Origin of the sequence: Sphingobium sp. CECT 9361, from assembly GCF_918741285.1 — a bacterium.
GTDB lineage: Bacteria > Pseudomonadota > Alphaproteobacteria > Sphingomonadales > Sphingomonadaceae > Sphingobium.
In genome coordinates this window covers 823,198-843,024 of the sequence record NZ_CAKKNC010000001.1, presented here as the reverse complement: position 1 = coordinate 843,024, position 19,827 = coordinate 823,198, and the positions used below count along the sequence as shown (strand labels likewise).

The 19,827-nt window shown below is 62.3% G+C and carries 23 protein-coding genes and 1 other RNA gene; 8 read left to right on the top strand and 16 right to left on the bottom strand.

Features of this window, described 5'->3' with window-relative positions; translation table 11 throughout:
• Window positions 1-161: 161 nt before the first annotated feature.
• The 3 genes from ssrA to mscL all read right to left on the bottom strand — a co-directional run bounded on the left by ssrA (window position 162) and on the right by mscL (window position 1,491).
• Window positions 162-512: a transfer-messenger RNA gene (gene ssrA / locus LQ220_RS03785) on the bottom strand.
• Window positions 513-617: 105 nt separating this feature from the next.
• Window positions 618-887 (bottom strand): hypothetical protein, encoded by a 270-nt coding sequence (locus LQ220_RS03780; RefSeq protein ID WP_230186926.1) that lies wholly within the window; start codon window positions 885-887, stop codon window positions 618-620.
• Window positions 888-1,035: 148 nt separating this feature from the next.
• On the bottom strand, window positions 1,036-1,491 hold the full coding sequence (gene mscL, locus LQ220_RS03775) for a large conductance mechanosensitive channel protein MscL (protein ID WP_230186925.1): 456 nt from the start codon (window positions 1,489-1,491) through the stop codon (window positions 1,036-1,038).
• 172 nt (window positions 1,492-1,663) lie between these two features.
• Between mscL and LQ220_RS03770 the strand changes: the two genes are divergently transcribed.
• Genes LQ220_RS03770 through LQ220_RS03755 form a run of 4 tightly spaced genes read left to right on the top strand, consistent with a single transcriptional unit; the run spans window position 1,664 to window position 4,266 of the window.
• Window positions 1,664-2,227: a LemA family protein gene (locus LQ220_RS03770; RefSeq protein WP_230187257.1), complete on the top strand. Its 564-nt coding sequence runs from the start codon at window positions 1,664-1,666 to the stop codon at window positions 2,225-2,227.
• A 10-nt stretch (window positions 2,228-2,237) separates the two neighbouring features.
• Entirely contained in the window at window positions 2,238-3,035 is a 798-nt protein-coding gene (locus LQ220_RS03765) for a YgcG family protein (protein ID WP_230186924.1), read from the top strand.
• Entirely contained in the window at window positions 3,035-3,718 is a 684-nt protein-coding gene (locus tag LQ220_RS03760) for a hypothetical protein (protein WP_230186923.1), read from the top strand. The genes LQ220_RS03765 and LQ220_RS03760 overlap by 1 nt, the downstream gene beginning before the upstream one ends.
• Window positions 3,715-4,266: an NUDIX hydrolase gene (locus LQ220_RS03755; RefSeq protein ID WP_230186922.1), complete on the top strand. Its 552-nt coding sequence runs from the start codon at window positions 3,715-3,717 to the stop codon at window positions 4,264-4,266. The genes LQ220_RS03760 and LQ220_RS03755 overlap by 4 nt, the downstream gene beginning before the upstream one ends.
• A gap of 3 nt (window positions 4,267-4,269) precedes the next feature.
• On the opposite strand, the gene LQ220_RS03750 is transcribed toward LQ220_RS03755, so the two are convergent.
• The 4 genes from LQ220_RS03750 to LQ220_RS03735 form a co-directional block, all read right to left on the bottom strand.
• Window positions 4,270-4,548, bottom strand: coding sequence for an ETC complex I subunit (locus LQ220_RS03750; RefSeq protein WP_230186921.1), 279 nt, complete (start codon window positions 4,546-4,548; stop codon window positions 4,270-4,272).
• Window positions 4,549-4,604: 56 nt separating this feature from the next.
• Window positions 4,605-7,049 (bottom strand): ATP-dependent helicase HrpB, encoded by a 2,445-nt coding sequence (hrpB, locus tag LQ220_RS03745; protein WP_230186920.1) that lies wholly within the window; start codon window positions 7,047-7,049, stop codon window positions 4,605-4,607.
• A gap of 47 nt (window positions 7,050-7,096) precedes the next feature.
• The gene (locus LQ220_RS03740) at window positions 7,097-7,492 is read right to left on the bottom strand and encodes a hypothetical protein (RefSeq protein ID WP_230186919.1); all 396 of its coding nucleotides are present in this window, start codon (window positions 7,490-7,492) and stop codon (window positions 7,097-7,099) included.
• Window positions 7,493-7,572: 80 nt separating this feature from the next.
• Entirely contained in the window at window positions 7,573-8,598 is a 1,026-nt protein-coding gene (locus LQ220_RS03735) for a polyprenyl synthetase family protein (RefSeq protein WP_230186918.1), read from the bottom strand.
• A 133-nt stretch (window positions 8,599-8,731) separates the two neighbouring features.
• Here LQ220_RS03735 and LQ220_RS03730 point away from each other — a divergent pair, with 133 nt between their 5' ends.
• Together LQ220_RS03730 and LQ220_RS03725 are read left to right on the top strand one after the other, a co-directional pair.
• Window positions 8,732-9,010: a chorismate mutase gene (locus LQ220_RS03730; RefSeq protein ID WP_230186917.1), complete on the top strand. Its 279-nt coding sequence runs from the start codon at window positions 8,732-8,734 to the stop codon at window positions 9,008-9,010.
• Window positions 9,007-9,912 (top strand): DMT family transporter, encoded by a 906-nt coding sequence (locus tag LQ220_RS03725; RefSeq protein ID WP_230186916.1) that lies wholly within the window; start codon window positions 9,007-9,009, stop codon window positions 9,910-9,912. Before LQ220_RS03730 ends, LQ220_RS03725 begins: the two co-directional genes overlap by 4 nt.
• A 195-nt stretch (window positions 9,913-10,107) precedes the next feature.
• Here LQ220_RS03725 and LQ220_RS03720 read toward each other — a convergent pair whose 3' ends face one another.
• The 5 genes from LQ220_RS03720 to LQ220_RS03700 form a co-directional block, all read right to left on the bottom strand.
• Window positions 10,108-10,692: a GNAT family protein gene (locus LQ220_RS03720; RefSeq protein ID WP_230186915.1), complete on the bottom strand. Its 585-nt coding sequence runs from the start codon at window positions 10,690-10,692 to the stop codon at window positions 10,108-10,110.
• A gap of 166 nt (window positions 10,693-10,858) precedes the next feature.
• Window positions 10,859-12,166 carry a HAMP domain-containing sensor histidine kinase gene (locus LQ220_RS03715; protein WP_354957075.1) on the bottom strand — a complete coding sequence of 436 codons (1,308 nt, stop codon included), beginning with the start codon at window positions 12,164-12,166 and terminating at the stop codon, window positions 10,859-10,861.
• A gap of 197 nt (window positions 12,167-12,363) precedes the next feature.
• Window positions 12,364-13,029 carry a response regulator transcription factor gene (locus LQ220_RS03710; protein WP_230186913.1) on the bottom strand — a complete coding sequence of 222 codons (666 nt, stop codon included), beginning with the start codon at window positions 13,027-13,029 and terminating at the stop codon, window positions 12,364-12,366.
• A gap of 39 nt (window positions 13,030-13,068) precedes the next feature.
• A complete protein-coding gene (locus LQ220_RS03705; RefSeq protein WP_230186912.1) occupies window positions 13,069-13,383 on the bottom strand; it encodes a PepSY domain-containing protein in 315 nt (104 codons plus the stop codon).
• 93 nt (window positions 13,384-13,476) lie between these two features.
• Window positions 13,477-14,202: an SIMPL domain-containing protein gene (locus LQ220_RS03700; RefSeq protein WP_230186911.1), complete on the bottom strand. Its 726-nt coding sequence runs from the start codon at window positions 14,200-14,202 to the stop codon at window positions 13,477-13,479.
• A 149-nt stretch (window positions 14,203-14,351) separates the two neighbouring features.
• Here LQ220_RS03700 and LQ220_RS03695 point away from each other — a divergent pair, with 149 nt between their 5' ends.
• The gene (locus LQ220_RS03695) at window positions 14,352-14,741 is read left to right on the top strand and encodes a MerC domain-containing protein (RefSeq protein ID WP_230186910.1); all 390 of its coding nucleotides are present in this window, start codon (window positions 14,352-14,354) and stop codon (window positions 14,739-14,741) included.
• Between the two features lie 46 nt (window positions 14,742-14,787).
• Window positions 14,788-16,578: an ATP-binding cassette domain-containing protein gene (locus LQ220_RS03690; RefSeq protein ID WP_230186909.1), complete on the top strand. Its 1,791-nt coding sequence runs from the start codon at window positions 14,788-14,790 to the stop codon at window positions 16,576-16,578.
• A 124-nt stretch (window positions 16,579-16,702) separates the two neighbouring features.
• Here LQ220_RS03690 and LQ220_RS03685 read toward each other — a convergent pair whose 3' ends face one another.
• The 4 genes from LQ220_RS03685 to metZ are packed head-to-tail and all read right to left on the bottom strand — an operon-like array spanning window position 16,703 to window position 19,686.
• Entirely contained in the window at window positions 16,703-17,233 is a 531-nt protein-coding gene (locus LQ220_RS03685; RefSeq protein WP_230186908.1) for a GNAT family N-acetyltransferase, read from the bottom strand.
• Window positions 17,230-18,051 (bottom strand): LysR family transcriptional regulator, encoded by an 822-nt coding sequence (locus LQ220_RS03680; RefSeq protein WP_230186907.1) that lies wholly within the window; start codon window positions 18,049-18,051, stop codon window positions 17,230-17,232. Before LQ220_RS03680 ends, LQ220_RS03685 begins: the two co-directional genes overlap by 4 nt.
• The gene (gene apaG / locus LQ220_RS03675; RefSeq protein WP_230186906.1) at window positions 18,048-18,446 is read right to left on the bottom strand and encodes a Co2+/Mg2+ efflux protein ApaG; all 399 of its coding nucleotides are present in this window, start codon (window positions 18,444-18,446) and stop codon (window positions 18,048-18,050) included. Before apaG ends, LQ220_RS03680 begins: the two co-directional genes overlap by 4 nt.
• Before the next feature lie 31 nt (window positions 18,447-18,477).
• Window positions 18,478-19,686: an O-succinylhomoserine sulfhydrylase gene (gene metZ / locus LQ220_RS03670; RefSeq protein ID WP_230186905.1), complete on the bottom strand. Its 1,209-nt coding sequence runs from the start codon at window positions 19,684-19,686 to the stop codon at window positions 18,478-18,480.
• Window positions 19,687-19,827 lie beyond the last annotated feature (141 nt).

Here is a 19,827-nt window from a genome sequence, read left to right as displayed (position 1 = left end):
TGTCATTAAACTGCAACAAACATCTCTCGCCAAAATGGAAAGATGATTCGCGCCAAAAAGAGGGCGGGCGCCAAATGCCCACGCGGACTGACGCGCAGCTCAAGATTTGAGAGAGGGGGGAAGGGTCCGGGAGATTCTGTTGCCCGGCTCTCCCGGAAGCCGCTGTGACCCTTCTGTTGCCCGGTGGGTTCGACCGCGTTCTTTTAGAATAATCTCAGCCGTGAGGCCTTAATTATGCTGCGAGAGCGAGTGCTTCGTTATCGTTGGCACTTATGGTTGTTGAACAGTTTCACGGCTTACTCGGGCCGGGCAAAAATACCGTCTTTTAACACACGTCGATCCTGGTTCGGCCCCGTCAGGCAACCCATGGCCTGAAAGGCTATGGGGCATCTGGTGGAGCCGGCGGGTACTGCCCCCGCGTCCGCTGCGTCTATTACACGGCACAATTTATCGCCATAGTCGGGCGAACCCGACAATTTGCATATAGGCGCTATTGCCTGAATTAAAAGTGACTAACCGCGGATCGACGGCGAGAACTGCCCGGACGCATGAAAAAGGGAGCCGAACCTTGCGGTGCGGCTCCCCATTCATGTTCGACATAGGTCGAACATCCAAGATTACATCTTGTTTTCGACCGCATCGCCAGCGGCTTCGCCTGCTTCGCGGGTCGCATCGGCCTTTTCTTCAAGCGCATCGGCCTTGTTTTCACCAGCGACTTCAGCGTTGTCAGCCATGTTTTCCGTGCTGTCCCTTACCGCGTCAGCCTGGTTCTCCAGAGCATCGGCCTGGTTTTCGTAAGCATTTTCAACTTTGTTTTCCTGCTTGGAATCGCAAGCGGCAAGGCTGACAAGGCTGACAAGGCCGAGCACTTTGACAAAGGTTTTCACGGATCATTCTCCTGTTGGGCCCCCAGGGGCAGATATGCACATTTGGGCAATCGCGCGGAATGTGCGGCAATCATCCAAGTCGCTTCAACCGGTTTCCACCGCGAAGGTTCCACCGCTCGTCGCATCCGAAACTTTACACCCGCACTTTTTACAGGGGCTTGGTGCCGCCTTTCTGGAGGGAATCGCGAATTTCACGCAGGAGAACGATGTCTTCCGGCGTGGGAGCGGCTGCCGCTTCGGCTGGCTTTTCAGCGACCAAAAGCCTGTTCACGCCCTTCATCAGCAGAAAAATGATGAACGCCAGGATCAGGAAATTGACGACGACCGTAAGGAAAGCTCCCCATCCGAGCATCGCGACTCCTGCGGTTTTCAAGTCGGCATAGCTCTCGGGCGACCCTTTGAAGCCTTCGGGTATCGCACCGAGCCGGATGAAGTAGCTCGAAAAATCGACACCGCCGAACAGCCAGCCAACCACAGGCATGATGAGATCGTCCGTCACGGACTTGGTTATCGTGGCAAAGGCGCCGCCGATGATCACGCCGATCGCCAGATCCAGCACATTGCCTCGCGCCACGAAAGCCTTGAATTCAGAAACTATCGTCATCTCTCATCCCCATGTCGTCCAGTTCAACTGCGTCGTAACGATGCAGAAGGATAAAGATGTTGTCCAGTTGCGGAGGACCGTCGGACCCCTTACTTGTGCGCTAACCTGTTCCTTGGGGAGAGTTTCGATGTTGCCTAAGACGATACGCCGTTTGGCCCCCGCCCTGTTCACGATGGTTGCCGCGCTGACGCTGGCGTCCTGCGGCATCAACAGTGTGCCGGCGGCAGAAGAAGTTGCAAAGGCGAAGTGGGCCGACGTTCAGACCCAATATCAGCGCCGGTCGAACCTGATCGGCAATCTCGTCGCCACCGTGAAGGCGGCTGGCAAGCAAGAGCAGGATACACTCGTCCGCGTAACCGAAGCCCGCGCCAAGGCGACGTCGGTTCAGGTGAGCGCCGACGATCTGTCCGATCCGGCCAAGGTGGCCCAGTTCCAGCAGGCGCAGGGTCAGCTTTCGCAGGGCCTTGGCCGTTTGCTTGCCAATGTCGAAGCCTATCCGGACCTGAAGACCAACGCCAACTTCCTCGAACTGCAATCGCAGCTTGAAGGGACGGAAAACCGCATTGCCGTCGCGACGCGCGATTATAACGAAGCGGTGCGGGCCTATAACACACGCATCCGCACGTTCCCTGACGCCATTGGTGCGAAGCTGATCCACGGCGCAAAGCCGATGACTCCGTATCAGGCGACGACACCGGGAGCCGAAGAAGCGCCCAAGGTCGATTTCGGCAACTGATATCCCAACCGTGAAAACAGTCCTGCGCCTCTGCCTGCTCTGGGTGCTGATAGCACTCGCCCCGAGCGCATGGGCGCAGGAGTTTCCCAAGCTGACGGGTCGTGTGGTCGATGCGGCCAATCTGCTCGATCCGGCCCGTGAGAAGGCGCTGACCGACAAGCTCGCTGCGCTGGAACAGCAGAGCGGACGGCAACTGGTGGTCGTCACGATCCCCAGCCTGCAGGATTATGACATTGCCGATTATGGATACCAGCTCGGCCGCAACTGGGGCATCGGCGAAAAGGACAAGAATACCGGCGCATTGCTGATCGTCGCGCCCAATGAACGGAAGGTGCGGATCGAAGTTGGCTACGGTCTGGAAGGCATTCTGACCGATGCCCTTTCTTCGCGCATCATTCGCGAGAACGTAGTGCCGTACTTCAAAGCGAACGACTATCCCGGCGGGATAGAGGCAGGCGCGAGTGCAATCGCGACCCTCCTGACATTGCCGCCCGAGGAAGCGCGGGCGCAGGCCGTTGCTGCTGAGCAGGGACAGAAGAGCGACCGCGACAGCGGCGGCGGCTTCATGGTGATTTTCTGGATCGTCATTCTGCTGTTCTTCGTACTGCCTGCGATATTCGGACGGCGCGGGGGGAAACGGCATCGTCGCAGTGGGATGCCTATCGTGATCTGGGGACCAAGCGTCGGCGGTTCGAGTTGGGGCGATAGTGGAGGTTCCGGCTGGGGTGGCGGCGGATTTGGCGGCGGTGGTGGCTTTTCGGGCGGCGGCGGCAGCTTTGGCGGCGGTGGCGCATCGGGGGACTGGTGATGGTGAGTTTCAAGCGCCTTTCCGAAGCCGATCATGACCTCGTGACGGGCGCCGTCGGGCGCGCGGAAGCGAGCAGCGATGGCGAAATCGTGACGATCGTGGCGCGCCGATCCGACAGTTATCACGATGCTGGCCTGCATTGGGCGGTGGCGGCTATGCTGCTGACGGTATCGTTGGTCGCAGCGTTCCCGAAATGGTTCGAACATGTCGTGCTGACCCTGCTGGGCAGTTGGGAGCATGAACTGGCCGACTGGAAATTCCTGACGGCTTTACTCTGCCTGCTGATCGTCAAGTTACTGGCTGTCCGTTACCTGCTGGCGATCATGCCGTTACGGATGATGCTGACGCCGAAGTCCACCAAGGCGCGACGGGTAAGGCGGCGCGCGATCACCCTGTTCCGTGCCGCTGTCGAAGCGCGCACGCGGGCCAAGACCGGCGTGCTGATCTACCTCTCGCTGGACGAGCACCGTTCCGAAATCGTGGCCGACGCTGCCATCAATGACAAGGTTGCGCCTGAAGTGTGGGGCGACGCGATGGCAGCGCTGATCGCCGAGGTGCGCGCAGGCCATCCGGGCAAAGGTATGGCATTGGCCGTCGAACAAGTCGGCGTCGTACTGGCTCAACATTTCCCGCGCAGCGCGGACGACCGCAATGAATTACCGGACCGACTGATCGAACTATGACCCTGCCCATTCCCGACGACATGCAGCAGCCTGAAGAGACTATGTGGCAAGGCCGCTTCATCACGGCCAAGCGGCGCGGAAAGTGGGAATATGTCGGGCGGGCGCGCGGCATTCAGGCAGCGGTGATCGTGGCAGTGGATGACGGCCATATCCTGCTGGTCGATCAATATCGCGTGCCTTTGGCGCGGCGGTGCATCGAATTGCCCGCTGGCCTTGTGGGCGATGGCGATGCGCCCGACGAAGACAATGCCGTCGCCGCCAGCCGTGAGCTGGAAGAAGAGACAGGCTATCGTGCCGAAACCATGACGAAGCTGGGGGAGTTTTTCAGTTCGCCGGGCATGGTATCGGAAAGCTTCACGCTGTTCCGTGCAAACGGACTGACTAAGGTCAGCGAAGGCGGCGGGGTGGAAGGCGAGGACATTATCGTCCACCGTGTCCCCCTCGATACCCTGCCGCGCTATGTCGAGGATCTGCGCGCCAGGGGTTACGCCATCGACGTCAAGATGCTGTTGTTGCTCGGCGGCAGCTTTCTAAAAGCCGACACGTAAAACTTAGCGGAAGTTATCCGCATAAGCCTGGAGCTTCAGCGTCTTGGGCGGTGTGATGACGACGGTGTAGTCGATGCCTTCGCGTTCGGCATAGGCCTTTGCCGCGTCCTGCGAAGGGAACTTCAGGATCACCTGTTCCTCGGTGTAACCCGAGCCAGCCCAGCCCGTCAGCGGATCGGGCAGCTTGGGTTCGGTCGGCTTGAATTCCAGCACCCAGATGCCGGTCTTCGCCTTGCCCGATTGCATCGCATTTTTGGGCGTCTGATAAATACGTGCCGTCACGATGGTCTCCGGGAGTCGATGTGCGGTTTGGCCTTGCCCCGAAAAGCGCCGGTCCGTCAAGATTTCCCGCGTGCGTTGGCGCGTTTCGTGCGGAGCGTGGCGGCTGCGGCGGCAGGATCGTCGGGCCAGGGGTGGCGCGGATAGCGGCCGCGCATTTCCTTGGCCACCGCAGACCAGCTTCCTGCCCAGAACCCCGGCAGATCGCGCGTCGTCTGAATGGGGCGTCCGGGCGGCGATGTAAGGCTGAATACCAGCGGCACCTGCATGTCGCCGACGCAGGGGTGCGTCGCCAGCCCGAACAGCGCCTGCACGCGCAATTCGACGCGCGGGCCGCCCTCCGCCATGTAATCGATGGCGTGGCGGCTGCCTGCGGGCGAGACGAAATCGGGCGGGGCAAGGCGCTCGATCCGCTGCTTGCCGTCCCAGCCGATGATGTTTTCCAGCGTTTGGGAGAGCGCGGAGCGGTCGACATCGGACAAGCGGCGGCGTCCGATCAGAAGCGGCGGGAGCCAGTCGTCGAGCGTTTCCAGCAATGCCGCATCCGAGAGGGCGTCCACCCCGGCAAAGGCCGCGCGCATCCGCAGCGACTGTGCAGCCTCCGACCATGGTAATAAGTCGACACCTCCAGCACGGACTCCGTCCAGCAAAGCGGTGGCGACCGCCTGCGGATCGGGCTTGTCATCCGAACCCGATGTCAGTCGCAGTGCGCCCAGTCGGCGTTCACGCAAGGCTTCGATGCCGCCCGTCTCCGCCTTAAAGCGCACTGTGCGATGTTCGGCCACGCGGTCGCCGAACAGCGCCAGCACATCGGCTTCGGTTATCGGTGCGGCGGAGAGGATGCGGGCACCGGCGGCGTTGCCCTGCACTTCGCCAATTGCCAGCCATTCCTCGCGTGCCAGCGGGTTGAGCGGATCGAGCTTGAAAGCGCGACCGCCTACGCTTGCCCATTGCGCGCCATCGGCGGAGCGACGCTTTGCCACGCGGTCGGGGAAGGCCAGCGCGAGGCATAAGCCGACGGCATCGCCATCACTGCGGCCCGGTTTGCCTCCCACTAAGCCGATCCATCGTTTGACGAGCTTGCGACCTGCCTCTGCGCGCGGTCCACCTTCGCGGCGCCACCGCATAAGTCGATGCGCGACATCCGTATCCGTGCCGCCCAGCCCGCGCTCACCCAGCAGCAGCGCGATCTCAGCCGCGGTCTGCGCAAGGTCGCGTTCCGCTGCGCGGACCAGCATATGGGCGATGCGCGGGGCGAGCGGCAGCGTGGCGATCTGACGCCCATGCGGCGTGATCCGCCCGTCGGCATCGAGGGCATCGAGCGCCTGTAAGCGTATGCGCGCTTCGGACAGCGCCGCGGCGGGTGGCGTGTCGATCCAACGCATCGTCGCGGGATCGCTCACGCCCCACAGTGCGCAGTCGAGGAGCAAGGCGGACAAGTCGCTTTCGAGTATCTCGGGCGGATCGAAAGGGGGCATCCCCGCCATCGCTGCCGCTTCCCAAAGCCGATACGCGACGCCGGGTGTCTGTCGCGCGGCGCGGCCTGCACGTTGGGTTGCGGAGGCCTGACTGGCCTTTTCCGTCACGAGCCGCGTGACGCCTGCCGCTCGGTCATAGCGCGGGCGGCGCGCGAGGCCGCTGTCGATGACGATGCGGACGCCGTCGATGGTCAGGCTGGTCTCCGCAATGCTGGTGGCGAGGATGACCTTGCGCTCCCCTGCCCCGGCCGGTTTGAGCGCCGCGCGTTGCTGCGCCGGTTCGAGCGATCCGTGCAGGCGATGCACGCGGATGGCGTCCGACAATCCGGCCAACCGCTCTGCCGTGCGTTCGATTTCCATGACGCCGGGCAGGAAGGCCAAGATGTCGCCTTGCGCTTCCTCGGTCAGTGCGCGTTTCACCGCCGCCGCCATTTCGTCCTCGATCCGTTTTTCGGTGGCGCGGCCGATGTGGCGCAGGTCGAGCGGGAACATCCGCCCTTCGCTCTCGATCACCGGGCAACCGTCCATCAGCGCCGCGAAACGCGCGCCATCCAGCGTGGCCGACATCGCCAGCAGCCGCAGATCGGGGCGCAATGCCTCTTGCGCATCCAGCGCGAGGGCGAGGCCGAAATCGCTGTCCAGACTGCGCTCATGCACTTCGTCGAACAGCACGGCGGAGACGCCGGAAAGCTCCGGGTCGTCCTGTATCCGGTTGCGGAAGATGCCTTCTGTCAGGACAAGCAAGCGGGTGCGGGCCGACTGGCGACTGTCCATACGCGTCGCATAGCCGACGATGCCGCCGGGTGCCTCGCCCAGCATTTCCGAGATACGCTCCGCTGCGGCGCGGGCTGCCAAACGGCGGGGGGAGAGGAGCAGGATTTGGCCAGTGCACCACGGTTCAGTGAGCAATGCAGGGGCGACTGCTGTCGTTTTGCCTGCGCCGGGAGGGGCGACCAGCACGGCGTTGCTGCCGTTGCGCAAGGTAGCGAGAAGGTCCGGTAGGACGACTTGGATCGGAAGTATCACCCGAAAAGCCGTACTGGTGACACCTCATGCAAACAAGGAAGAACCGCCTATGACACTGGGCAGCTTGTCATCACCGACCCCGCGTAAGGCTGCATTCCGGCATAACGAATATCCATGCGCAGCTTTCCGCCATCTTTGAAGAAAGACGTCAACCCGCGGCCAGCGACGCAGACGCTGTTGAGCATCAGGCGGTCCATTTCTGCTTCATTTAGAGAAGATGAGGGCGCGTAAGGCAACGCCACTTCGAAGACCAGGATGTCGCCTTCGGACCTTGGCGCCTGAACTGTCACACCGCCTTCCAGCGTCTTGGGGAGCACACCTGTATAGATTTTCGCCATGCGCGCAGCGGCTGACTCAGTTGGTTTGAAATGAGAAGTTGGCCAATTGAAAATCGCGATACCGAGTGCGATGGGCGCGCCAATCAACTTCGGAATGTCTGACATGATAGCTCCCAGCATATTATGGCCAAGCTAGGTCGCCAAACCTAATTATATGTTAAACTCAAGTAACTTGCATCGCCTGCTTAATATGCCCGCGCAATCGCGAATTCGACGGCTTCGGTAAGAGCGGCTTTCGCCTGACCGTTGGAGAAGGGGCCGAGGGCGTCGATGGCGCGTTGGCCGTAGTGACGGGCGCGGGCCATGGTGTCGGCGATCGCACCGGTTGTGCGTAGCAGACCCGTCGCGTGGGCAAGATCTTCGTCGGATATGCGATGGCCCGCGATAGCGGCTTTCCAGAAGGCGCGGGCTTCTGCATCGCCGCGTGCGTAAGCGAGGATGACGGGCAGCGTGACTTTACCGTCGCGGAAGTCGTCGCCTGCGTCCTTGCCCATGGTCGCGCCATCCGATTCGTAATCGATCGCGTCGTCGACCAACTGGAACGCAATGCCCAGATTACGACCATAGGCGTCGAGCGCCATTTCCTGCGCTTCGTCACGTTCCGCCACGACCGCGGAAATGCGGCAGGCAGCGGCGAACAGCGCCGCCGTCTTTGCGCCGATGATATCGAGATAGTGATTCTCGTCGGTTTCGATCCTGCGCTGCGCGGTCAACTGGCTGACTTCGCCTTCCGCGATGACGGCGGAGGCGTTGGACAGAATCTTCAATACCTTGAGCGAGCCATCCTCGACCATCAGTTCGAAGGAACGGCTGAAAAGGAAGTCGCCGACAAGCACGCTGGCGCTGTTGCCCCAGATAATGTTCGCGGTGCGACGGCCCCGGCGCAAACCCGATCCGTCGACGACGTCGTCATGCAGCAATGTCGCCGTGTGGATAAACTCCACCGCTGCCGCCAGCTTGTGATGGCGCGTGCCGGGATATTGCAGCAATTCAGCACAGGCCAAAGTCAGCATCGGGCGCATCCGCTTGCCGCCGCCCGCGATCAGATGTCCGGCCAGTTCGGGAATCAGCGGAATGCGCGATTGCATACGGTCCAGAATAACGCTGTTGACGCTATTCATGCCATTGGCGACCAGCGCCATGATGGGGTCCAGCGAAGGGGCGCTCTCGCGGCCCAATCGCACTACATTTCCGGGGGTCGTTGCGGTCATGACAGGGCGTAAGTGGCGATCCGCAATGCATTACGCAACAGCTAAATGGTCCGATTGCCTTCCTTTCGCGCTGGCGGGGCTTGCCTTGGCAGAGCGATCCGGCAAAAAGCGCGCCTGAACTTGGGAGATAAGCATGGACGAGACGCTGCAACGCTATCGGCAAAGCATCGACAATATCGACGCGGCGCTGGTGTTCATGCTGGCCGAGCGGTTCAAGGTGACGCAGGCCGTGGGCGAACACAAGGCGCGCAACAGCCTGCCCCCCGCAGATCCGGGCCGCGAGGAGCGTCAGGTGGCGCGGCTGCGCCAGCTTGCCATCGACGCCAACCTCGACCCCGATTTCACCGAGAAGTTTCTGCGCTTCATCATCGACGAAGTCATCCGCCATCACGAGCGCGCGCGGGACCAGTGATCGCCTTGCGCGCCCTGGCTGCCCGTCTGTGGCAGCAACCTTATCTGTTGTTGAGCATCACGATCCTGACATGGGCGGGAAACAGCATCGTGGGACGCGCCGTCCGCGACAGCATTCCGCCCATGACGCTGACCGCGTGTCGATGGGTGGGCGCGAGCCTGGTGGTGATGCCCTTTGCGATGCACCATATCCGCAGGGATTGGCCCGTGCTGAAAGCGCATTGGCGCATGGTGCTGCTGCTGGGCCTGCTGGGTGTCGCGGCCTTTAATACCTTCCTCTATCTGGGCGTGCATTACACGACCGCCAGCAACGCCCTGCTGATTCAGGCTTCGACACCGCCGCTGATCCTGATCATAGGATGGATGCTCAACGGCGAACGCACGACAACGCAGCGCCTGTTCGGCACCCTATTATCGATGGCCGGTGTTGGCGTGGTCGTTGCGCAGGGCAGCCTGCAGACGTTGCTGCACATGAAGCTCAACATGGGCGACATCCTTGTCCTGATCGCGTCGATTGCCTGGGCGAGCTATACAGTATTGCTGCCGCGCCGCCCGGATGTGCATCCCCTCGCCTTCCTGACGGTGACGTTCCTGATTGCAGCGGCGTGCGTCGCGCCGCTCGCCGCGTGGGAGATTGCCGAAGGCGCACGGATCGTCTGGAGCCCGGGCGCAGTGGGGGCGATAGCCTATGTGGCGCTGGTCCCCTCGGTGATCGGCTACATCTGCTACACGCGCGGCGTGGCGCTGGTGGGGAGCGCGGTTTCCGGGCAGTTCATCAATGCCATGCCGCTGGTCGGCGCGTTTCTTGCGGTGCTACTGCTGGGCGAGAAACTGGCGCTGTATCATTTTATCGGGATGGCGATGATCCTTGCCGGGATCGTATGGTTCACGCGGGGGCGCTAATCCGCAGCCACGCGGTTATCCGGCGCAATGGACGTGTGCGGGGCAGGTAAATACCATGGGAAGTCGAAGCGTGAGGATAGGGGATGCGTGCGTTAGCGGAACGACCGGGCTGTAGGACAGGGGAAATGCAAGGCCACCGGACGCGACAGGCGAACGGTCGGGAAATTGCCTCCCCCGCCTTCCAGCCAGATGGCGTTACGCGCCGCCCGTCTGAACAGGCTGGGCTGTATCCTCGGGCCGCTTCGTGTCCCCGCCCCGCCATTCTTTCTTCAGAATCGCGAACTGAAGTGTGTCGACATAGATCGGCGCCCCTGCCTCATCCGCTTCAAATGAAATGAACTCTCTAAACAGGCCTTCCTGCCTCATGCCGAGACGCACGCAGAGGCGTTGCGAAGCAAGGTTGTCAGTCTCGACATACGCATAGATGCGACGGATACCGTGCCTCTCGAACAGGTCATCGATTACCGCTCGGGCTGCCTCCAAGGCGAAGCCCTGGCGCGCGAAATCCGTGTTCACCTGCCACGCGATGGAGAATGTATCTGGCGGCTCAAGGTGGCCGAATACCTCCCCGATAACGCGACCGCTCTGGCGATGCTCGATTGCAAAAACGTCATCGGAAACTGCACGCTTAATGGCCTCGGCACGGGCCGCCGCGAGGGTCTCAAGCTTCATCGACAGGAAGCAACTCGCACCGGGATGATGGAGGAAGGCGAAGAGATCCTCCGCATCGCCTTCGCGGAAGCCTCTTAGAATAAGCCGATCGGTCTCGATCGTGATCATGCAGGACTCCTGTCGATTGTCCGCCTGCCTCTAGTGCCGCAGGATGGAAGCTCCAAGAGGGCTAATGCCGAAGCCGCCGATAGCGCCATCGTTCAGGCGCAAAAGTCGATCCGTCGAAAGCCAACTGACATTCATGCCCTTCGAATCGCATGCGTTGGCCATCCCGCTAGACCGCTGCAGGTAACCTCAGGCGCACCAGAAGCCCACCCAGATCCTCGCTCTCTTCCAGAGTGACGGTGCCGCCGTAGATTTCCGCTACGTCGCGGACGATGGCGAGGCCGAGGCCGGTGCCGGGTTTGCCGGAATCGAGGCGGACGCCTCTGTCGAAGATGCGTTCGCGGTCGGCTTCGGCGATGCCGCGACCGTCGTCTTCCACCAATATGTCGACGGTATCCATGTTGCGTTCGACCGTGGCGAAGACGCTGCCGCCGCCATATTTGGCGGCGTTCTCTATGAGGTTGCCGAGCAGTTCGTCGAGATCCTGCCGCTCGACGCGCACCGCCGCCGTCTTGTCGCCATCCATGTCGATGCGGACATAGGGGTAAAGGCGCGCGACGGCGCGTTCGACGGCTTGCAGGCTGGCCCAGACTTCGGCGCGGCTTTGCGCGGAGCCGCGACGGCCCACGGCGCGGGCGCGGGCGAGGTGGTGATCGACTTGCCGCCGCATGGTGGTGGCTTCGCGGATCACGGTGTCGCCAAGATCGGGCGCTTTGGCGGTGGCGGCGTTCATGATGACGGTGAGTGGCGTCTTGAGCGCGTGGGCGAGGTTGCCGGCATGGGTGCGCGCTTCCTCCGCCTGACGCTCGTTATGGGCCAGCAGCGCATTGAGTTCCTCGACCATGGGGCGGACTTCGGCGGGCATGGCGGCGGTAACGCGGCTTTTTTCTCCAGCGCGCATGGCGATGATTTCCAGCCGCACCCGGCGCAGCGGCAACAGGCCGTAGAACGTTTGAAGCGCGACCATGATGATCAGGCCCATGCCCAGCAGCGCGAAGCTCTTTATCAGGGTGGAGCGCAGCGTCTTGATCTGCGCGTCGAGGCCGGATCGCGCCTGCGCCACCATGAACATCCAGCGGACATTGGAGCCGGGCAGGACCACGCCCCGTTCCATGACGCGCAGATCCTCGCCGGGAAACTGCTTGCTGTTGTACACATGGAAGTCCCGATCGCCATGCGTCAGATCGACCGCGAGCGCGCGATCCCACAGCGAGCGCGACCGCCAGTCTTCGCGGTCCGGCGCGCTGATCTGGTAATAAAGGCCGCTATTGGGTTCGAGAAACCGCTGATCGGCGAGCGGCCGGTTGAACAGCACTTCGCCATCGGGACCGATTTCCGCCGAGGCGATCATCGCGGTCAGCACATAATTCATGCCGTCGTCGAAATTGCGCGTGACGGCGTCCGCCAGCACCCGATCCAGCGCGACGCCCCCGCCCAAGAGCAGAACCACGATCCACAGGGACGCAATGCCGATGATTCGGCGGCTGAGCGAGCCGGTGGATCGGGTCCCGAGAAGCTTCACGAAACGTACACGCGAATTTCAGTCATTCCCGCGAAGGCGGGAATCCAGCTCCGGACCGTGCGTCAAGGACGGATGGTGGGAGAGGGATTCCCGCCTGCGCGGCAATGACGAAAACAGGATAAATCACCGCACGCGATTGGGCGGGGATGTCCTCACGCAACCGGCTCATCCAGACTGTAGCCCAGGCCGCGGATCGTGGTGATGACGTCGGCGCCCAGTTTCTTGCGGATGCGGGTGACGAACACTTCGATAGTATTGGAGTCGCGGTCGAAATCCTGATCGTAGATATGCTCGATCAGTTCGGTGCGGCTGACGACCTTCCCCTTGTGGTGGATAAGGTAGGACAGCAGCTTATATTCCTGCGCAGTGAGCTTCACCGGCTCTCCGTTCAGCGTGACCTTGCCCGAGCGGGTGTCGAGGCGGACGTCACCGGCGATCAGTTCGCTGGAGGCATTACCCGATGCACGGCGGATGAGCGCGCGCAGGCGGGCGATCAGTTCTTCGCTCTGGAACGGCTTGGCGAGATAATCGTCGGCACCGGCATCGAGCCCGGCCACCTTGTCCGACCAGCTATCGCGCGCCGTCAGCACCAGCACCGGGAAAGTCTTGCCATCCTTGCGCCAGCGGTCGAGCACCGTCAGTCCGTCGATCTCTGGCAAGCCCAAGTCGAGGACGATGGCGTCATAGGCTTCGGTCGAACCAAGGAAATGGCCGTCCTCACCATCGGTGGCAAGGTCGACGGCATAGCCTGCGCCTTCCAGCGTATTCTTGAGTTGCTGGCCCAGGCTGGGCTCATCCTCAACGATCAACAGACGCATAAAGCCCCTTTTCTTGTCTTGCGGCAGGTGCCGGTAAAATTATCGTGCCCAGCCGCGTATATCGCCGGTCCTGCCATCGACGTCCACCCAGACGACCTTGCCGTCCTTCACATATTTCAGACGATAGATGTTCGAACCCGGATTGAATTCCGACCCCAGATAGGTCGCATCGCCCATTTCGGCTTCGACCCGGCGCTTGATAATCGAGAAGGGCATGACATGCCCGTCCAGCATCGCGCGGCGTGCCGCGTCCTGTTCGTCTCGACGCCCCATGGCGTCAACGGTCGGCACGGAAAAGGTGACGAAGGTGGCGGCGAGCGCGAGGGACAGGAACGACTTGGCAAGCATGGACATGGGTCATGGCATAGCAGCCACGCATTGAACAGGTGGTGAATAAGGCGCGATATGTGGAACTTCTCTAAGGTCGCCCATATCGCGCCTATTCGCTTACCGCTCCAGCGCGTACTGGACCGTCAGGCTTACGGAAGCGGAAACCTGACCTGGCTCGATCGGTGTAGGCGCCGCTTTCGCGACCATCATGCGGTCCATCATCGGCATGGGCTGACCGCCGCCGCTGTTACTTTCGCTGATCGAGACCAGCCGCGCGGTGCGGAAACCGGCCTGTTGCGCGTAAAAATCAGCCTGGGTCTTGGCGGATTTCAGCGCTGCGCCGCGCGCCTGCACCAGCAAGGGCTTAGGATCGGCAATCGAAAATGTCGGGCCGCTGATGCTGTTTGCACCCGCCGCGACCATCCGGTCGAGCAGATCGCCGACCTTCGCCACGTCGCGCAGGGTGACGCTCAACTGATTGGCGGCTTCGTAGCCGACGAATTTTGCCGGTGCCTGCGACCCGTCGGGATTGCGCGCGCTGTAATCATATTGAGCGCTCAAGCGGAGGCCGCTGGTCTGAATATCCTTTTTGGCGATTCCCGCTTTGGAAAGCGCGGCGATCAGATTCGTCATCTGCGCGGCGTTGTCGGCCATGGCCTGCTTTGCGGTAGGCGCGCGGGTTTCGACGCCGGTGCCGACCATGGCGATGTCAGGCGAAGCCTCGACCGCTTCGGAGACGTTCAGCGTCACCACTGGCGCGGTTTCGGTGATGTTCACCTGCGTCTGGGCGAAAGCGGATGTGGAGAGGAGCAATGCGGGAAGCATCAGGGCGGCGATTTTCATGGGGGGTCTCTCCGAAATAAAGTCTGACCGCTAACGCAGGGGGATCGTAGCGGTTCCGAAACCACATATGACGAAGCGTGCTGAACGGGGGATGAGCGGCATCAGCCCTTGAACAATGATATACTGTTACATAGATGGAGCGCTCCTCCATGAAAGCCTGTGCAATGCGCGATTCCTCTGCCCCAGCCCCCGTGTCGCGTCTCGATCGACTGGGGTTTGCCCTTTCCGGGCTGTGCCTGATCCATTGCCTGCTGTTACCGATAATCATTGCGATATTGCCGGTGATGAGCAGCATCATACCCGAGCATGAGGTGGTGCATTTCGTGATGATCGCGATCGCAATCCCCATCAGCGGAACGGCAATATTCAAGGGCTATCTCCACCATCGTGTCGCCGCGATACCGTTGATCGGGGCCACGGGGCTGCTGTTCCTGCTGATCGGCGCGCTTCTGGGCGGTGCCTTCGACGTGCCGGTGACCGTCACGGGCAGCCTGTTGCTGGCGACAGCGCATCTGCGCAACTGGCGTCATATGCACTGACGCTCGCCCCTTGCCTCGCGGCTGTCCAACGCCTAGCTGCACCGGCATGGCGGCACCTATTCTCAGCTTCGAAAATCTCGGCATCAATCAGGGCAGCGACTGGCTGTTCAAGGGACTGGACATTCAGGTCGGCCAGCGCGACCGGCTTGCGCTGATCGGGCGCAATGGCGCGGGCAAGACGACGCTGCTCAAATTGCTGGCGGGCAGCATCGAAGCGGATCAGGGCATAAGGTCCATCGCGCCGGGCAAACATATCGTGATGCTGGAGCAAGATCCGGACGTCAGCGCCTTTGCGACGCTGCATGATTTCGCCTTGTCGGGGGACCGTTCACCCGAACCGCATGAAGTCGAAGCGATTGCCGACCAACTGGGCGTGGACCTGTCGCGCGAGGCGAAGACCGCGAGTGGCGGTGAGCGGCGGCGGGCGGCGATCTGTCGCGCATTGGCGAGCGAGCCGGACCTGCTGTTGCTGGACGAACCGACCAACCATCTGGACATTTCGGCGATCGACTGGCTGGAAAGCTGGCTCAATCGATACAATGGCGCGTTCGTGGTCATTAGCCATGACCGCGCGTTCCTGACCAAATTGACCAAGCAGACGCTGTGGCTGGATCGCGGCAATATCCGCCGGGCCGAGATCGGCTTTGGCGGATTCGATGCGTGGATGGAGCAAATCTACGCCGAGGAAACCCGCGCGGCGGAAAAACTGGACGCGAAGCTGAAGATCGAAGCGCACTGGCTGGAACGCGGCGTGACGGCGCGGCGCAAGCGCAATCAGGGGCGCTTGTCCAAGCTGTATGAAATGCGCGAACAGCGCGCGGCGATGGTGGGGCCGCAGGGGATAGCGAAGCTGGCGATGGCCAGCGACGGCAGCAAGACCAAGAGCGTCATCACGACATCGCATGCGACCAAGAACTTTGGCGAGCGGACCATCATCAAGGATTTTTCGATCCGCATCCAGCGCGGCGACCGGATCGGCATCGTGGGCGGCAATGGCGCGGGGAAGACGACGCTGCTCAAGCTGCTGACCGGCGAAATGGAGCCGGATAGCGGCACAGTGACGCTGTCGAAGACGCTCGACATGATCTTCATCGATCAGCAGCGCAGTTTGATGGCGCCCGAAAAGCGCGTGCGCGAAGTGCTGGCCGAAGGGGGCGACTGGATCGATGTGCGCGGGGTGCGCAAGCATGTGCATGGCTATCTGAAGGAGTTTCTGTTCGATCCGTCGCTGGCGGAAGCGAAGGTGGGGACGCTCTCAGGGGGCGAGCGGTCGCGGCTGTTGCTGGCGCGGGAATTTGCGCGCGAATCGAATCTGCTGGTGCTCGACGAGCCGACCAACGACCTCGATCTGGAAACCATGGACCTGTTGCAGGAAGTGATCGCCGATTATGATGGCACCGTCCTGATCGTCAGCCATGACCGTGACTTTCTCGACAAGACCGTGACGCTGACGCTGGGTCTCGACGGGACAGGCGAGATCGACATCGTCGTGGGCGGCTATCAGGACTGGGTGAAGCAGCGCAAGGCGCGGATGGCGCCCAAGGCTTTCAAGAAAGCCGAAGCCTCGCGCACCCCCGATGCGCCGCCTCCGCCAGTGAAGGCCGTGAAGCTGTCGTATAAGGATCAGCGGGATTATGAATTGCTGCCGCGGCGGATCGAGGAAATCGAAGCGGCGATTGCGCGGGACGAAGCGTTGCTCGCGGACCCGGAACTGTATGTGAAGCATCCGAAGAAGTTCGCGGCTTTGACGAAAGCCATCGATCTGGCGCGGGCGGAGAAGGATGCGGCGGAAGAGCGGTGGCTGGAACTGGCGGAGAAGGCCGAGGGGTTGGGGTAGAATTTCCTCTCTCCTTTAGGGGAGAGGACGGCGAGCGTAGCGATGCCAGGAGAGGGGGACTCACGGGAAGGTTCCAGTGACTCCCCCTCTCCCCGGCCCTCTCCCCTGAAGGGGAGAGGGAGGGTTAGGCGTTCCACTCGTCCTTCAGCAATCCGAAGATCAGGCTGTCCCGCACACCCAGATGCGTTTCCCATTCGCCGCGCAGGCGGCCTTCTTCGCGGAAGCCAAGGCGGCGGAGCAAGCCGATGGAGAGGACATTGTCGGGATCGACATCGGCGAAGATGCGGCGGGCGTCCTTTTCCGCGAACAGATGATCGACGATGCCGGACACGGCTTCGCGGGCATAGCCCCTGCCCCACAGATCGCGGCGCAGGAGATAGCCGATTTCCCATACGTTGGCGCGACGCATCCCCGCACCGACGCGGCCCAGTGCTTCGCCGCCGCGCAGCGTGATTGCCCAGGCGAACCAGTCTTCTGCATAACCGCCATCGGGGGCGATATAGGCGCGGGTTTCCTCGACGCTGGCATGGGGACCGCTGGACCACCAGGTCATCAATTCGGGATCGGAGAAAGCCGGAAACAATGCTTCCGCATCGCTGGCCAACAAAGGGCGGAGCGTCAGGCGATCGGTCGCGACAAGCTCCGGCGCGATCATGTCGGGTTGCCGCCCTTGAGCGCTTCCACCAGCGCCTTCACCTTCTTCTGCCGCCACTGGGGCAGCGGCGCGACGAGCCAGTAGCCGCGCGCGGAGTCGACAGGCTCGCCGATCTGGCGGACGCGGCCATCGGCCAGATCGCGCTGGGCCAGCAGCAGCGGCACGGTGGCGCGGCCGAAACCATTGGCTGCCGCTTCGATCGCAAGACCGGCATCGGCGACGCGCATCAGCGCATCCCCGCCTTCGGTTTCCATCGGGCAACCCGGCCAATCGATCAGATGATCGTTCCCGTTCTGCGGCCCATTTTGCGGTGCAGTGACAGTAACGAACGCCGCATCGCCGACCCGCACTCCTTCATGGTCGCCGGGGCCGTCGGTGAGGCGCAAGGCGATGTCGAGATTGGCTTCGGTGAAGTCGAGCGTATCGTCGGCGGCGACCAGCGCGAAATGCAGATCGGGCTGATTGGCGGCATAGAGCGCAAGCTGACGCTGCAGCCATTTCGCGGTGATGTCGCGCGGGGCGGCGATGGTGAGCGACTGGCTCGATTGGCCGACCTGCATCGCGCGGACCGATTCCTCGAACATCAGGAAGCCGGACCGCAGCGCGTCGAGACCCGCTTCGGTCTCCGGCGTCAGTTCCAGCCCCTTGGGCGTGCGGCGGAACAGGACGACGCCCAGCATATCCTCCAGCGCGCGGATCTGCTGACCCACGGCAGCCGGCGTCACCGCCAGCTCATCCGCGGCGCGCGTGAAGCTCAGGTGCCGCGCGGCGGCGTCCAGCACGCGCAGGCCGTTCAAAGGCAGATGCGTGCGTTTCATTCGGCGATGGCAGGCGCGATCAGGGGAAATTCGGGAATGGCGATGTCGAACATCTCACCATCCGCGCCGAGCATGTGATAGCTACCCTTCATCGCGCCCGTGGGCGTCTGCAGCGGGCAGCCGGAGACATAGTCATAGGACTTGCCTGGGTGCAGCACCGGCTGCTCGCCGACGACGCCCTCGCCCTCGACATGATGCTGCGCGCCGCGCCCGTCGGTGATGAGCCAGCGGCGCGTGAGCAACTGGACCGGAGCGGCACCCTCATTCTCCAGGCGGATGTGATAGGCCCAGAACCAGCGACCCCGATCCGGCTCAGACTGTTCAGGCAGAAAGCTGACCGAGACGCGCACGGTGATATCCCGCGTAGTCAAGGCAAAGGGGAAAAGCGATTTCACGCGGCCAAAATCACCCAGCGGCCCCGGACAGTCAACGGCCAATCGACGAAAGCGCCTGATCGAGATCGGCGATCAGGTCTTCGGGGTCTTCCAGACCCACATTGATACGCAGCATATCCTCGGTAATGCCGACTTCCAGCCGCGCTTCCTCCGCCATGCCGAAATGGGTGGTGGAGGCCGGATGCGTCATCAGGCTGCGCGAATCGCCGATGTTGTTGCTGATGTCGATGAGGCCGAGGCCGTTGAGCAGGCCGTGCGCCTCCGCCCGACCGCCGCCGACATAGAGCGAGAAGATCGGACCGGCCATCGCCATCTGCCGCATGGCAAGGTCGTGCTGCGGATGGCTGGGGATGCCGGGATAGACGACGCGCGCGACGCGGCTTTCGAGGAAATTGGCGACCAGAATCGCATTCTCGCTCTGGCGGCGGATGCGCAGGTCGAGCGTTTCCAGGCCTTTGAGCACGACCCAGGCGTTGAAGGCGCTGAGCGTCGGGCCGGTGTTGCGGTGGAAGGGGAGCAGCGTGTTGACGATGAAATCCTCGGTGCCGCAGATCGCACCGGCAAGGACGCGGCCCTGCCCGTCCATCATCTTGGTCGCGCTGTAGGCGACGACATCCGCGCCGAAATCCATCGGGCGTTGCAGCGCAGGCGTGGCGAAGGCGTTGTCGACGACCGAAACGATATCATGCGCCTTGGCCAGACCGCACACGGCGGCGAGATCGACCACGTCCATCGTCGGGTTGGCGGGGGTTTCGAAGAAGAAGACCTTCGTATTGGGGCGGATCGCGGCTTCCCATGCGGACAGGTCGCGGGCGTCCACGGTGGTCGTCTCGATCCCGAATTTGGGGAGCAGCGTATCGGTGAGCCAGCGGCACGAACCGAACAGCGCCTTGCCGGCGACGACATGATCGCCCGCCGAAAGCTGACACAGCAGCGCGGCGGTCATGGCCGCCATGCCGGTGGCAGTGGCGCGGCAGGCCTCTGCCCCTTCCAGCAGCGCGATACGCTTTTCGAGCATTTCGACCGTGGGGTTTTGCAGGCGGCTGTAAGTCATGCCCTGCTGATCGCCTGCAAAACGCGCAGCCGCGTCTTCGGCACGGTCGTAGCAATAGCCAGACGTCAGGAAGAGCGCTTCGGACGTTTCGCCAAATTCCGAGCGTGCCGTCCCGCCGCGCACGGCGAGAGTCGCGGGGCGCCAGTTGGCGGTGATGCTGGGGTCTTGCCCGGTCTTTCTCTTCATACGCTCTATGCCCTTGTCGCCGTCGCTGGACGTTGCATGTGCCAATACCGCGCATACGCAGAACCGCAAGCTGGATGCGCATGTATCGCGCGATCACGATGAAGGATAGAACCAGCCTGCGCCAATTGGCCCTATGATGGC